This is a genomic window from Rhizobium sp. CNPSo 3670, from assembly GCF_057784555.1.
This window is the reverse complement of the sequence record NZ_JBXSOL010000010.1, coordinates 41,659-55,316: the sequence shown is the minus strand read 5'-3', so window position 1 is coordinate 55,316 and position 13,658 is coordinate 41,659. Positions and strand designations below refer to the sequence as shown.

Here is a 13,658-nt window from a genome sequence, read left to right as displayed (position 1 = left end):
GGTTGCCCGCGTCCTGTTGCAAATGCCAATGTTAACCCATGGATCTGCCTTCCTCCATTGCCTGGCTGATTGACGAGGCTGCGGCTTCGCCCGGCCCCGAACGGTTTCTGGCCGAGCTCGGGCGCCGGCTGCTGGCCGACGGCCTGGAGCTTTCCGGCGGCGCGCTGACACTTTCGGTGCCGCATCCGATCATAGCGCGGCGTAGCTGGCTGTGGCGGGCGGAAACCGGAGCCGTCATCGAGGCGCTGGGGTTTGCCGCCGCACCGCAAAGCGATGCCGGGCGCGAATGGCTAGCCGGGCTCGGGCCGGTTTGGGAGGAGAGGATTGGAGCTTCGCGGGACGGCGCCGTGCTCGGCTGGGCGGGCATCGGCAAGGGGGCAGGGGCGGACGAATTTTCTCCTGATGAAGCCGCGCGGCTGCAGGACGTCGCGCGTTTTGCTGCGGCGCCGCTCGCAGCCCTTGCGGCGCGGGAAGCGCAGGCGGCGCTGCTGGAAGCCTACCTCGGCCGGCGCAGTGCGGCTCGCGTTCAGTCGGGTGCGCTTGCCCGGGGGACCGGCGAAACCATTCGCGCCGCTCTTCTCTGCGCCGATTTGCGGGATTTCACCGCGATTTCCCAAGTGACGGAGCCGCAGGCGATGATATCCGCGCTCGACGCTTATTTCGACCGCGTCGCCGGCGCCGTGCATGCCTTCGGCGGCGAGGTGCTGAAATTCATCGGCGACGGCGTGCTGGCGATCTTTCCCGTCACTGCTGCTTCCGGCAACGGGGCCGGAGCTGATCGAGAGGCCTGTGAGGCGGCGCTTCGGGCTGTCGCCGCCTGCCGCGCCGGCATGGTTCATCTCGATCGGATGCGTGAGGCTGAGGGGCTGGCGCCGCTGCCCTTCGGGGCCGCCCTGCATTTCGGCGAAATCCTCTGGGGCAATATCGGCGCCGCCGACAGGCTTGACTTCACCGCCATCGGCCCGGCGGTCAATCTGGTCAGCCGGCTGGAAGGGCTCTGCAAGCCGCTCGGCCACAGCGTGCTGATCTCAGGCGCCGTGGCGGCGAATACCCAGGCCGCGCTGACGCCGCTCGGCGAGCACGCCCTGCGCGGCATCGCCGAGCCGTGCGCCGTCTTCACTTTGGCTGAGGATTGAGCCTGAGATGAGAACTGTCCGCTTGTGCAAGCAGTGCCGTCCCTTCCCAGAAACAGCGCAAAAGAATCATGATTGTTAAACTCCGCTTTTTTGGCTAAAGCCTCTGCCGGTCAGAGGGGAGTTTTCAGATATGACTCGATACGTACATAAATTTTTCTCGGCCCTCGGCCTGTCCGCAATGCTCGTGGCAGGGGCCGCGCAGGCCGATGACGGCAAGAAAGTCTCGGTCGTCGACGATCGCGGCGTCACCGTCGAGGTTCCGGCACAGCCGAAGCGCCTTGCCTCGATTTCCTATTTCGCAGATGACGTCGCGCTGGCACTCGGCATCAAGCCGGTCGCCAGCACCTATATGACGAAAGGCCGCGAGCCCGAATTCCTGCTGGGCCGGACTTCCGGAATGAAGCAGATCGGCCAGCGCGCTAAGCCCAATCTGGAACTTCTCTCCGAAGCCAAGCCGGATCTGATCGTCGCGATCCGCCGCTATACGGTCGGCAATGCGGCGCAGCTTCAAAACATCGCGCCCTACGTCGCCTATAATATGGAACTGCTCGAAGAGAGCTACAGCGAGACCGCCGCCCTTTCCAAGCTGCTCGGCCAGCCCGAACGCGGCGAGCAGCTGAACGCCGAATTCCGCAAGCATCTTGCGGAATTTGCCGCCAAGGCGCCGAAGGGCGTTCACCCGCGCTTCCTGATCATGTGGGGCGGCGCGACACCCTTCGCCTTCCACACGGAAAATACCTCGGCCTCGATCGTCGCCGCGATCGGCGGCGACAATGTTCCGGGGCCGAAAACTCCGGGCGGCGAGTTCGGCATCGACCTCAGCCTCGAAACCATGCTCGAGAAGGATCCGGAGGTCATCTTCGTCTATGATTCCGGCCCGGATCGCCCGCATGAGAGCAACCCGATCTGGTCGCAGCTGTCGGCAGTCAAGAACAACCGCGTCTTCTACGTCGGCGACCAGTGGGTCGAGACCAACGGCCCGATCGCCCGCGAAATCGTGCTGCGCGAGGCTGCGCACTACCTTTACCCCGACACGTTCCCGGCTGTCGATGTCAAGGCCGAGGCTGCCAAGCTGATCCCGGCCGAACTGCAGAACTAAGTCCAAGGAAAAGGCCTGCGATGAGCCCCCGGCAATCATTCCTGGCCATAGGGCTCATTGTCGCGGCCGCGATGCTGGCGGCGATGCTCGGCTTGCTGGTTGGCGCTAAGACGCTTTCGGCCGAGACAGCGCTGCGCGTGCTCCTGGCGCCCGACGGCAAGCTCGAATCTGTCCTCGTCTGGACGCTGCGGCTGCCGCGCAGCCTGGCGGCGGCCGCCGGCGGGGCGGGCCTTGCCGTTTCCGGCTACTTGCTGCAGACGCTGACGCGCAATCCGCTGGCCGATCCCGGCATTACCGGCGTGACATCCGGGGCGGTCGCGCCGATCGTCTGCTGCTTCGTCTATCTGCCCTGGCTTTCGCCTGCCTATTATCCCTTCATCGGCCTTGCCGGCGGGGTCTTGGCTGCCTCGGTGACATTCTGCGTTTCGCGCGGCGGGCAGGGGCGGCCGCTGCAGCTCGCGCTCGGCGGCGTCAGCGTCTCGCTGTTCTTAAGCGCGATCACCACCTATGTGCTGCTCTTGACCGGGCCGCAATCGGCATCGCTGCTCTTCTGGCTCGCCGGCGGCTTCCAGGGGCGCAGCTGGTCACATGTCCTCTATATGCTGCCCTGGACGATCGCCGGGGTTGCCGGGGCGCTCCTTTTGCGGCGCGTCATCGGCATGTTCATGCTGAGCGATCATGCGGCGGCCGGCATGGGCCTGCAGCTCGGCCTGTGGAAGCCCCTCGTTCTCATCCTTGCCGTCATTCCGGTCGCGGGCGTTGCGCCCGTCGCCGGGCCGGTCGCCTTCGTCGGTCTTGCCGCTCCCCACATCGCCCGGCTGCTGAAACCCCGCGGCACGGGTTGGGAGATCGGGTTGAGCGCCTCGCTCGGCGCGCTGATCGTGACGGTCGCCGATGTTTTCGCGCGCAGCATCGCCATCCCGCGTGAACTGCCCGTCGGCATCATCACCGCAATGCTTGGCGGCCCGATCTTCATCTATCTCGTCCAGCGCGGGCGGCTGAGCCTCGCGGGTGAGACGCGATGAGCGCGCCGGCATCGACATCGGCCGGTTCGGCAAGTCTCGGCATGGCCGTCGCGCTTGGCGTCTTCGCCATCCTGTCGCTTGCGGCGGCTGTCTTCCTCGGCGTCGCCGATATTCCCGTGGCCGACGTCGCGGCCGTGTTGACCGGCGGCGGCTCGGCGGAAGCGCGGCTGATCATTTTCGATATCCGGCTGCCGCGCATCGCCACCGGCATTCTCGCCGGCATCCATTTTTCGCTGGCGGGATATCTGCTGCAGACGATCACCCGCAATCCGCTTGCCGATCCGTCGCTGATGGGCGTGTCGCAGGGGGCGACGCTGTCGGTGACGATCTTCCTGCTCCTTACCGTCTATATTTTCAAACCAGGCTCGAACACGCTGGCTGAACTGCCGGTCGCATGGCTGCCGGCGGCAGGTCTAGCCGGCGGTCTGCTTGCCGGCGGCGTCATCTATCTGCTTGCCTTCCGTCTCGGCCTCAGCGCGCTACGCATCACGCTCTGCGGCGTGGCGGTCGGCGCGGTGCTACATGCGGTGGCGATCGGCCTCATCGCCGGATGGGGATCGGCCCGCATCGAGATCATTCTCGAATGGCTGTCCGGCAGCCTTTACGCCCGCAGCTGGGATCACGCGCTCTTCCTGCTGCCGTTCACCATCGCCGGCCTCACCATGCTGCCGGTGATCTACCGGCCGTTGATGCTGCTGCAGTTCGATGCGGCCGTCGCCCGGTCCTTCGGGCTCGGCTATCGCAGGCAGTTCTCGATCGTGCTGATCGTCTCCTGCGCGCTTGCGGCAAGTGCCGTCGGCGCGGTCGGGCCGATCGTCTTCGTCGGGCTCATCGTGCCGCATCTCGCTCGCTTCCTGGCCGGGCGGAATTTTAGGCTGTCGCTGGCGCTGACGATCGTGCTCGGCGCCGTCGTCGTCGCGCTCGGTGATCTCATCGGCCGGCTACTCGGCCATGCCGAGGAAATCCCGATCGGCGTGGTCACGGCCGTTTTCGGCGTGCCGCTTCTGCTCGCGCTGCTGCGCAAAACCATGTGAGGCCGAAATGCCATTGTCCTGTTCCGACCTCTCGGTCGTCTACAACAAGCGAAAGGCCCTCAGCGGCTTCAGCCTTTCGCTCGAAAAGGGCGAGATCCGGGCGCTGATCGGCCCGAACGGCTCTGGCAAGAGCACGGCGCTGCATGCGCTGGCGGGCCTCATCCAACCGGCTGCGGGCAGGGCGTCGTTCGACGGCGTCGCCGTCGCCTCCATGTCGCGCCGGATGCTGGCAAAAAGGCTCGCCTTCCTGCCGCAGCAGCCGGCCGCACCGGATGAAATGACCGTCGCCCAGCTCGTGCGCCAGGGCCGCTATCCGCATGTCGGCCTGTTCCGCTCTTATGACAGCCGCGACGAAGAGGCGATCGAATGGGCGCTCGAAAACACCGGCCTGTCCGATTTGGCCGACCGCAGCCTGCGTGAATTGTCCGGCGGTGAACGGCAGAGAGCGTGGATTTCAGCTGCACTGGCCCAGGAAGCGGAGATCCTGCTGCTCGATGAGCCCACTTCCTTCCTTGATATCGGCTATCAGGTCGAGGTGCTCGATCTCCTGCATCGGCTGAGCCGGAAGAAGGGCGTGACCATCGTCATGGCGATCCACGACATCAACCAGGCGATTGCCGTCAGCGACCGCATTTCGCTGCTCGAAAAGGGGCAGCTCAGGTTCGATGGCCCGCCGCGTGAGCTTGCCGAATGCAACCTCGTCCAGGACATCTTCCGCGTCAGGGGCCGCTTCGTCCAGGTCACGCCCGACAGCCCGCCGCATTTCGATGTCGAGCTGATGCGGCTGCAGCCGGCAGTATCTAGCGCTTTACCAACCTGAAGACGATTTTCGTCTGGGTGTAATAGTCCAGCGCATCGGCGAAGTCAGGCGTCCAGCCGTCCGCAACGAAGGGGATGAAGCCGTCATATTCGAGCTTGCGTGCGGAGACGTCGAAGCCCGCTTTTTCGAAGGCGCGGCCGTAATCGGTGATCGACCGATCCTGAACGACGGTGTTGGTGCGGTTGGCGACGAGCTCGCGCCATTTCGGCCAGAGCGGATTGTCCGTGTGGCAGCCGGTCACCGCATAATAGACGCCGCCTGATTTCAGTGCCTGGCGGATATCGGCGGCGTGCGCGTCGATATCGGGGACGAGATAGATGACCTCATGGCTGACGGCGAGGTCGAATTCCTCGCTCCAGCCCTCCAGTCTGCCGCCGACCTGATGCTGGATCGGCAGATTGCCTTTCAGCGTCTCGGCCTTGGCGATCGAGGTTTCGGCTATGTCGATGCCGAGCGCCTTGCGGAAGGGGCGGATCGCATAAAGGTGCCGCAGCAGGCCGCCCTGATTGCAGCCGAAATCGAGCACGCTCTTATCGGAGAGGTCTCGCTCGAGCATCAGATCGATCAGGTGGCGCCAGATGGGCGCATGTCCATCGGCCATCCTGTCCTCGGCATCGGGGTCGATGTACCAGGTACCAATGTTTTTCTGCGCATCCTCAGCCATCCCTCACCCTCACATCATGCGGATCGTGGCGCCGGTCTTAGGGTGCGTGATTGTGCTTGGCTAGGGCCGAAGCTGGTTTTCAAGCACCTTTCGCGGCTCCAAGTAACATTGCAAAGAAATGTTTGCAAAGATGTGTTTGCAATAGTACGCTTCAGCCATGAAAGATCCACGCTCCAAGCCTGCGGCAGATGCCGCCGCCTCCCGCACCGTCAGCCGGGTCGTGCCCGAACCCACCGCGCTGAAGGCGTTGGCGCATCCCGTTCGGCTGCGCATGCTCGGCATGCTGAGGATCGACGGCCCCGCCACTGCGACGCAGCTCGCCGTTCGGTTAGGCCTGAACAGCGGCGCGACCAGCTATCACCTGCGCCAGCTCGCCCAATACGGTTTCATCGAGGAAGCGCCGCATGTCTCGCGGCGCGACCGCTGGTGGCAGGCCCGCCACGAGCTGACCTCGGTTCCCCCGAGCGAATCCGAAGGCGAGGCGCTCGATCTCGACATGGCCTTCAACCAGGCGGCTCTCTCGCTGCAGGTCGGCCAGATGCAGCAGGCGCTGGAGGAATATGCCGAGCTGCCGGCGGAATGGCGCAGGGCGACAACGACCGACGACATCATCATCCCAATGACGGCGGAACAGGCCGAGGCTCTGACGAAGCGGCTGACAGGCATCATCCTTGAAGCGATGCGGGCCGCCCCGCCGCTGGGGGAGGCGACTTCCCGGAATCCTGGCATGGTTCCCTTCTATGTCATGCTGCACGCCTTCCCCTATCCGGGCCGGCTGCCGCACTGCGAGCGGGAGGACGAGCGGTGAGAGAAGGCAGGCCATTCCTGGCGCTTGCCGCCGCAGAGACACTTTCACTTTCTGGCACCCGGCTATCGACCATCGCCATCCCCTGGCTGGTGCTGAGCGCCACAGGCAGCCCGGTGCTGACCGGGCTGACGGCGATGATGGAGATGCTGCCTTATGTGCTCGCCAAGGCGCTCGGCGGGCCGCTGATCGACCGCATCGGCGCCAAGCGCATCGCGATCATCTGCGACACGGCTTCCGTGATCGCGGTCGGGCTGGTGCCGCTTCTCGATCTCTTCGCTGTACTGACCGTGCCGGTGCTGCTGCCCCTCGTCTTTGCCATGGGTGTGCTGCGCGGGCCCTCCGATGCCGCCAAGCAGGCGATGGTTCCCGATATTGCTGCGCTGGCAGCCGTGCCGCTCGAGCGGGTGACCGGCACCTCCAGCGCCATCGAACGGCTGGCCTCAACGGTGGGCGCTGCCGGCGCCGGCGCATTGATCGGGTTGATAGGCCCGGGTCAGGCGCTCCTCGTCAACGCCGCCACCTTCGCCGCCGCAGCGCTGGTCGTCGCGACCGGCATACCCGGCATGCGGCGCGCTCCCGATCGGTCCGTCGCGCCGTCGGGCAAGCTGCCTTCCTATCTCGACGATCTCCGGGAAGCCTGGCGCTTTCTCCGCGGCGACGCCGTGCTCGTCAGCATTGTCGCCATGGTGGCGATCACCAATCTGCTCGATCAGGCTTATCACGCCGTGCTGCTGCCGGTCTGGATCCGGGACGCCGGTCACGGGCCGGAGCTGCTCGGCGCGATGTTTGCCGTCTTCTCCGGCGCTTCCATCGCGGGCGCGGCGATTGCCGCTGTTATCGGCGAACGCATGCCGCGTCTGATCGTCTATACCGTGGCCTTCCTCCTGACCGGATTTCCGCGCTTCCTGATGCTCGTGGTGGATGCGCCGCTCGGCTCCGTGTTTGCAACACTCGCAATCGCAGGCTTTGCCTCCGGTTTCCTCAACCCGATCCTGTCGGCGGTGATCTTCGAGCGGATCCCCAAACCGCTGACCGGGCGCGTCACCGCGATGAACACCGCCCTGTGCTTTGCTCTCATTCCCTTCGGCGGCCTCGTCGGTGGCGCGCTGATCAGCACAATCGGGCTTGGCGCGGCGCTGCTCCTCTGCGGCCTCGCTTACCTCGCCGCGACCCTCTCTCCGCTGGCGCTCAAGAGCTTTCGCGGTTTTGACAAGGCGGTGGCATCAGCGCCGCGCGGGCCTAGCCTTGACCTCCGATTTCCTCGATCAACAGATCGATGAAGCAGCGGACGCGCGGCTCCAACACGCCTTTGTCGGAATAATGCGCCACGATTTTCGTGTCGTCGGTTTCTAGATCAGGGAGGACTTGCCGGAGACGGCCGGCGGTCAAATCGGCGGCAATGAGGAAGTTCGGCAGGAGCGCGATCCCGAAGCCGGCCAGGGCAGCGTCGTGGAGGGCTTCACCGCTGTCGAGTCTCAGGCGGCTGCGCCCCTGCGCCTTGATCCAGCCGCCACCGCTGCGAAAGCGCCAGCCCTGCCTTTGGTCGCGGTTGGTGAAGAACAGGCAGTCATGGGCGGCCAGATCCGCCATATCATTGGGGACGCCGCGTTCGGTGAGATAGGAGGGCGAGGCGCAGAGCAGCACCTTGTCACTGGCGATCACGCGCGTGATCAATCGGCTGTCGGCGGCCGACGACTTCGCGCCAATCCCGATCGCCAGATCGAAGCCATCCTCGACGATGTCGGTGGCGTGATCGGTGAAGCTCACTTCGACCTGCACGTTGGGCCACGTGCGAAGATATTTTTCGAGTAAAGGGAGCATGACCAGCCGCCCGAAGACATCGGGAACGGCGAGCCTGAGAACGCCTCGCGGCAAACCACTTCGCCCCGCAATGCTCGCCTCCGCCTCGTCGACCGATGCCAGGATCTGCAGCCCCTGGTCATAGAACACTCGTCCTTCATCAGTCAGGCTGAGTGTCCTCGTCGTACGGTTGAGCAGGCGCGCGCCGAGCCGCTCCTCGAGGCGGGTGACGGCCTTTCCCGCCGCGGAACGGGAGAGGCCCATGGCCTGCCCCCCGGCGATAAAGGTTCCGGCATCGACGACGGCCATGAAGATCAGGATGTCGTTCAGGTTAGTGCGCGGCATGAGGCAACTCGAGCGATTCGACTGCAGCCTTAAGTCGGTCGCGACGTGACCGATTCAAGGCTCGCATCATCAACGCCGACCGCGCCAGTTAGGTCCCGGACGCATCGAAATGATGCCGGCCAACGACAGCTGCCGTTTCGCATTACTACAGCGCATATCGAAGGCTCGCGCCAAGCCTCGCCGTCAGCGCCAGCCGAGCGCCGGAGCGACGTGAGCGAGGATCGCCTCGATGACGTGGGCGTTGTAGTCGACGCCGAGCTGGTTGGGTACGGTGAGCAGCAGTGTGTCTGCCTCAGCAATCGCCTCGTCTTCCGCAAGCTGCTTGACGAGCACGTCAGGTTCGGCAGCGTAGCTGCGGCCGAAGATCGCCCGCGTCTTCTCGTCGATGAAGCCGATCTTGTCGCCTTCGTCGTTGCCGTAGCCGAAATAGGCGCGGTCTCGGTCGTCGACCAGCGCGAAAATGCTGCGGCTGACAGAGACGCGCGGCTGGCGCGTATGGCCGGCCGCCTTCCAGGCCTCGCGATAGGCGCGGATCTGGGCCGCCTGCTGGACGTGGAAGGGCTCGCCCGTCTCGTCGTCCTTCAGCGTCGAGCTCTGCAGGTTCATGCCGAGCTTGGCCGCCCAGACGGCGGTGGCATTGGAGCTTGCGCCCCACCAGATCCGCTCGCGCAGGCCTTCCGAATGCGGCTCGAGACGCAGGAGGCCGGGCGGGTTCGGAAACATCGGCCGCGGGTTCGGTTTGGCGAAGCCTTCGCCGCGCAGCACTTCGAGGAAGACTTCGGCATGATGCCTGGCCATGTCGGCCTCGCTCTGGCCTTCCGGCGGCGCATAGCCGAAATGGCGCCAGCCATCGATCACCTGCTCCGGCGAGCCGCGGCTGATGCCGAGTTGCAGCCGCCCGCCGGCGATGAGATCGGCCGCACCGGCATCCTCGGCCATATAAAGCGGGTTCTCATAGCGCATGTCGATAACCGCCGTGCCGATCTCGATCCGGCTGGTCTTGGCGCCGACGGCGGCAAGCAGCGGAAAGGGCGCGGCGAGCTGCCGGGCGAAATGGTGCACGCGGAAATAAGCGCCATCGGCGCCGAGCTCCTCGGCCGCAACGGCAAGGTCGATCGACTGCAGCAGCGCATCACCTGCCGAGCGCGTCTGCGATTGGGGCGAGGGCGTCCAGTGCCCGAACGAGAGAAAACCGATCTTCTTCATGGCGCGCCTTTTATCCGTTGCATCTCTTGGTGGATTGGTCATCGCATAGTTTCGGTGCGCAAGACAATCGTAACCGGATGGAACCTGCGCTTGGCCGGCGACTCTTGCAGAAGCGGGATGCGAGACAATGCCCGCAAATATCGGGAAATGAGTCGCTTTTCCCGGGCCGAGTATGCAGGCAGCGGTCGTCATTCGGGAACTCCGCTTTCACGGAGGTGTTTGATGGATGCGCCTGTGGCGCCGGCGCTTTCCCCAGGACAGAGAGGCGGAACGATGTCTATCAATCTCGAAAATGCAGTGGTCGTCATTACGGGAGCATCGAGCGGCATCGGTCAGGCCACTGCCGAGGCCTTCGCTCGGCGCGGAAGCAGGCTGGTGCTCGCGGCCCGCAACGGCGAGGCCTTGGAAGAGGTTGCCGAGACGTGCCGGGGTCTGGGTGCGGAGGCGATTTCCGTTGTTACTGACGTCACCGAGCCTGCTGCCGTGCGGTCGCTGGCCGACAGGGCAAAGGCTCTCGGCGATATCGACGTCTGGGTGAGCAATGTCGGCGTCGGCGCGGTCGGTCGGTTCGAGGAGACGCCGATCGAGGCGCATGAGCAGATCATCCGCACCAATCTGATCGGCCACATGAACGATGCCCATGCGGTGCTGCCGATCTTCTTGAAGCAGGACCGGGGCGTCTTTATCAACATGATTTCGCTCGGCGGCTTTGCGGCGGCACCGTTCGCGGCCGCCTATAGCGCCAGCAAATTCGGCCTGCGCGGCTTCTCCGAGGCGCTGCGGGCGGAGGTTGCCGACAAGCCGCGCATTCATGTCTGCGACGTCTATCCCGCCTTCGTCGATACGCCTGGCCTCAGGCACGGCGCCAATTATGTCGGCCGCCAGGTTTCCGCGCCGCCGCCGGTTCTCGATGCGCGCCGGGTCGCCGAGGCGATCGTCGGCGTCGCCAGATCGCCACGCGCAACCACCACCGTCGGCGTGGTCACAACTGCGACGCGGCTCGCCCATCTGCTGGCACCCAATCTCGCCGCCAGAGCGCTCGGCCGGCTGATGGGCGCCTATTTCAAGCGGGCGCCGCGCGCCGTCGAAAGCGACGGCAATCTCTACCGGCCCTCCACCGACGCCGCCCAGATCGATGGTGGGCTGCGATCGCCGCACCGGTATTCGGCGCCGCTCCTTTTCGGTCTGGTCGCGGTTGTTGTGCTCGCGCTTGCGGCTGCCGGGGCAAGGAGGTACCCACGCCGGCGGCTGGCTTCGGGCAACCGGCCTCGGTTTTGGTAGGGGTCGGGTGGTGCAGATGCTGGATGTTTATACGCGTTCCGTGCGGCATAAACCGACGGGAGGCGTCGAACCATCATCTGCGCCCCAAGCCCTCCCTGCTGGCGAGCCGCAGCCACGGACCCAGATGAAAGGCGCTCATCAGCAGGTACATCGGCATCATTCCGCCGACAGGGAAGGCACTGGGCGTGGTCATGCAGATCATGTCGGGGGTGCCGGTTGCCGCCGTCAGCACCGCCATAATGGCGAATGTCGGAGCGGAGGCAAGCGACAGGTAATCGGCGGCGGAGGAGGACATGACAGTCACTCCTTGCCGTAGCGGTCGTGATGGCGCCACCAGATGCCGGTTTCGTTGCGGCCCTTCGGGGCACGGTCGAGCCATTGGTACATGCCCCAGAGCCCGTCCAGCCCGCGCGCATAGCTCGAATAGCTGTGGTAGACGACGCCGTCGATGAGTTCGAAGGCGCTGACGCCGGGGCGGTCGCGGGTGTAGGTAGGGACGTCGGTGCCGGTCATCGAAGCGATCTGGACGATGGGTTCGTCGCTGCCGCGCGACTGCCATTCCGGCACGGGCTTGCCAGTTGGCGGTTCGGGGGCGGGCGGTTCGCGACGGTAGTTGTATTCGATCTCCCCGCGACGCTGTTGCTCCGGGCTGAACCAGACGCTGAAATCGGCGTTAAAATCGCTGCCGGCGGAGGAGGCCCAGGGGAAACTCCAGTCCATGCGCCGCTTGAAGGCCTCAAGCTTTGCGAGCGGCGCGCGCGAGACGGCCCAGAAGGCGACGTCGTGGTTTTCCAGGTGGACGAAGAAGCCGTTGAAGCCGTCGGCGATCGAGGAGCAGGAGGGGCATGCGGCGCTGTAATCCGGTCCGAACATGAAGTGATAGATCAGGAGCTGCGAACGCCCGCCGAACAGATCCTTCAGCGAAGCTTCGCCGCCTTCGGTATCGAAGCGGTAGTCCTTGTCGATCCTCACACGGGGCAATTGCTGGCGTTTGGCCGCCAGCGCATCGCTTTGCCGCGTCAGTTCCTTTTCCTCCTCGAGCAGATCAAGTCTCGCCGCCAGCCATTGCTCGCGGGTTGCGTTCAGCATTGCCGTCATGGTCTTCTCCTTTGCCTGTCTCTCGTCGTAACATCCGGCGCGGTTGCCTGCCGTTGAGCGAAGATTACGGCGGGAGGACAAATGCCGGGAGTGACAAGTGTGACGGGATTTGAATGGACTCGCTGATTACGGCCGCTGCACAGGCGCTGGCATCCGGCGATACGCTTGGAGCGCTGAAACGGGTGGCGCTGCGCGACGACGCGCCGGCGTTGGCGCTGCGCGGCATCGCCATGGCGCAGCTCGGAGATCTCATCCGCGCCAAGGCGCTGTTGAAGAGTGCCGCGCGCGCCTTCGGGCCGCGGGAGGCCGTGGCCCGCGCCCGCTGCGTCGTCGCCGAGGCCGAGATCGCACTCGTCTCGCGCGATCTCACCTGGCCGCCGAAGGCGCTGGAGGCGGCGCGCAAGGTTCTGGAAGCGCATGGCGACCGGATCAACGCCGCCCATGCCGGTAATATCGCCATTCGCCGGCTGATGCTGATCGGCCGCCTCGACGAAGCCGAGCAGGCGCTGGCTGCGCTCGACCCGACGCCGCTGCCGCCGCCATTGCGGACCGCCCATGAACTTGTCGCGGCCGGCATCGCCGTTCGGCGCCTGCGCACGCAGGTGGCGCGCGCAGCACTCGAACGGGCACAGCTTGCGGCCGAGCGGGCGAATATGCCCGTGCTGGCGGCGGAGGTCGAAGCCGCTGGACATGTGCTCGATCTGCCTGCGGCGCGGCTGGTTTCGCGTGGGCATGACCGGCCGCTGCTGCTTGCCGAGGTGGAGGCGCTCTTTTCAAATGGCACGCTCGTCGTCGACGCCTGCCGCCATGTCGTGCGCGCGGGCGGTGCGGTGGTGCCGCTGGCGAGCCGGCCAGTGCTTTTCGCGCTTGCCCGTGCGCTTGTCGAAGCCTGGCCGGCAGATGTGTCGCGGGGAGCGTTGATCGCACGCGCCTTCCGCGGCAAGCATGCCGATGAATCGCATCGCGCCCGGCTGCGCGTCGAGATCGGCCGGCTGCGCGCGGAACTAGCCGGCCTGGCGGAAGTCTCGGCTACCAAGCGCGGTTTTGCCCTTTCCCCTGCCGGCGCTTCTGAGGTTGCCGTGCTTGCGCCGCTCGTCGAAGGGCCGCATGCGGCGGTGCTCGCTTTCCTCGCCGATGGCGAAGCGTGGTCGAGTTCGGCGCTGGCAATCGCGCTCGGCACCAGTCCGCGCACCGTGCAGCGGGCGCTGGATGCGCTCGCTGGCGAGGAGAAGGTGCAAGCGATCGGACGCGGGCGGGCACGCCGCTGGATGAGCCCGCCGCTCTCCTCTTTCCCGACGATCTTGTTACTCCCGGGACCACTGCCGAGCGACTAGTATGGGTC

The 13,658-nt window shown here is 65.5% G+C and carries 13 protein-coding genes and 1 pseudogene; 9 read left to right on the top strand and 5 right to left on the bottom strand.

Annotated features, from left to right (window positions below; all coding sequences use genetic code 11):
• The first annotated feature begins 38 nt into the window (after positions 1–38).
• From AC13QO_RS12545 to AC13QO_RS12525, 5 genes are all read left to right on the top strand, one after another.
• On the top strand, positions 39–1,136 hold the full coding sequence (locus tag AC13QO_RS12545) for an adenylate/guanylate cyclase domain-containing protein (protein ID WP_085778634.1): 1,098 nt from the start codon (positions 39–41) through the stop codon (positions 1,134–1,136).
• Between the two features lie 130 nt (positions 1,137–1,266).
• Positions 1,267–2,235 carry an ABC transporter substrate-binding protein gene (locus tag AC13QO_RS12540; RefSeq protein WP_085778633.1) on the top strand — a complete coding sequence of 323 codons (969 nt, stop codon included), beginning with the start codon at positions 1,267–1,269 and terminating at the stop codon, positions 2,233–2,235.
• A gap of 20 nt (positions 2,236–2,255) precedes the next feature.
• Positions 2,256–3,260 (top strand): FecCD family ABC transporter permease, encoded by a 1,005-nt coding sequence (locus tag AC13QO_RS12535; protein WP_085778632.1) that lies wholly within the window; start codon positions 2,256–2,258, stop codon positions 3,258–3,260.
• The gene (locus tag AC13QO_RS12530; protein WP_085778631.1) at positions 3,257–4,294 is read left to right on the top strand and encodes a FecCD family ABC transporter permease; all 1,038 of its coding nucleotides are present in this window, start codon (positions 3,257–3,259) and stop codon (positions 4,292–4,294) included. Before AC13QO_RS12535 ends, AC13QO_RS12530 begins: the two co-directional genes overlap by 4 nt.
• 7 nt (positions 4,295–4,301) lie before the next feature.
• Complete coding sequence (locus AC13QO_RS12525; RefSeq protein ID WP_085778630.1) at positions 4,302–5,114, top strand: ABC transporter ATP-binding protein; 813 nt, start codon at positions 4,302–4,304, stop codon at positions 5,112–5,114.
• Here AC13QO_RS12525 and AC13QO_RS12520 read toward each other — a convergent pair.
• Positions 5,095–5,778: a class I SAM-dependent methyltransferase gene (locus tag AC13QO_RS12520; protein ID WP_064694541.1), complete on the bottom strand. Its 684-nt coding sequence runs from the start codon at positions 5,776–5,778 to the stop codon at positions 5,095–5,097. The two genes, AC13QO_RS12525 and AC13QO_RS12520, sit on opposite strands and share 20 nt — an antisense overlap.
• Before the next feature lie 157 nt (positions 5,779–5,935).
• Between AC13QO_RS12520 and AC13QO_RS12515 the strand changes: the two genes are divergently transcribed.
• The gene (locus tag AC13QO_RS12515; RefSeq protein ID WP_085778628.1) at positions 5,936–6,586 is read left to right on the top strand and encodes an ArsR/SmtB family transcription factor; all 651 of its coding nucleotides are present in this window, start codon (positions 5,936–5,938) and stop codon (positions 6,584–6,586) included.
• Positions 6,583–7,866 carry an MFS transporter gene (locus AC13QO_RS12510; RefSeq protein ID WP_085778627.1) on the top strand — a complete coding sequence of 428 codons (1,284 nt, stop codon included), beginning with the start codon at positions 6,583–6,585 and terminating at the stop codon, positions 7,864–7,866. The genes AC13QO_RS12515 and AC13QO_RS12510 overlap by 4 nt, the downstream gene beginning before the upstream one ends.
• Here the strand turns inward: AC13QO_RS12510 and AC13QO_RS12505 are convergent.
• A complete protein-coding gene (locus AC13QO_RS12505; RefSeq protein WP_085778626.1) occupies positions 7,826–8,731 on the bottom strand; it encodes a LysR family transcriptional regulator in 906 nt (301 codons plus the stop codon). The two genes, AC13QO_RS12510 and AC13QO_RS12505, sit on opposite strands and share 41 nt — an antisense overlap.
• A 183-nt stretch (positions 8,732–8,914) precedes the next feature.
• Positions 8,915–9,937 (bottom strand): LLM class flavin-dependent oxidoreductase, encoded by a 1,023-nt coding sequence (locus AC13QO_RS12500; RefSeq protein ID WP_085778625.1) that lies wholly within the window; start codon positions 9,935–9,937, stop codon positions 8,915–8,917.
• Positions 9,938–10,210: 273 nt separating this feature from the next.
• Here AC13QO_RS12500 and AC13QO_RS12495 point away from each other — a divergent pair, with 273 nt between their 5' ends.
• Complete coding sequence (locus tag AC13QO_RS12495) at positions 10,211–11,218, top strand: SDR family oxidoreductase (RefSeq protein WP_488540809.1); 1,008 nt, start codon at positions 10,211–10,213, stop codon at positions 11,216–11,218.
• 73 nt (positions 11,219–11,291) lie between these two features.
• On the opposite strand, the pseudogene AC13QO_RS12490 reads toward AC13QO_RS12495, so the two are convergent.
• A pseudogene (locus AC13QO_RS12490) lies at positions 11,292–11,504 on the bottom strand (hypothetical protein); the annotation flags it as partial.
• A 14-nt stretch (positions 11,505–11,518) separates the two neighbouring features.
• A complete protein-coding gene (locus tag AC13QO_RS12485) occupies positions 11,519–12,316 on the bottom strand; it encodes a DUF899 domain-containing protein (protein ID WP_085778624.1) in 798 nt (265 codons plus the stop codon).
• A 113-nt stretch (positions 12,317–12,429) separates the two neighbouring features.
• Here AC13QO_RS12485 and AC13QO_RS12480 point away from each other — a divergent pair, with 113 nt between their 5' ends.
• Positions 12,430–13,650 carry a helix-turn-helix domain-containing protein gene (locus tag AC13QO_RS12480; protein ID WP_085778623.1) on the top strand — a complete coding sequence of 407 codons (1,221 nt, stop codon included), beginning with the start codon at positions 12,430–12,432 and terminating at the stop codon, positions 13,648–13,650.
• The last annotated feature ends 8 nt before the right edge of the window (positions 13,651–13,658 follow it).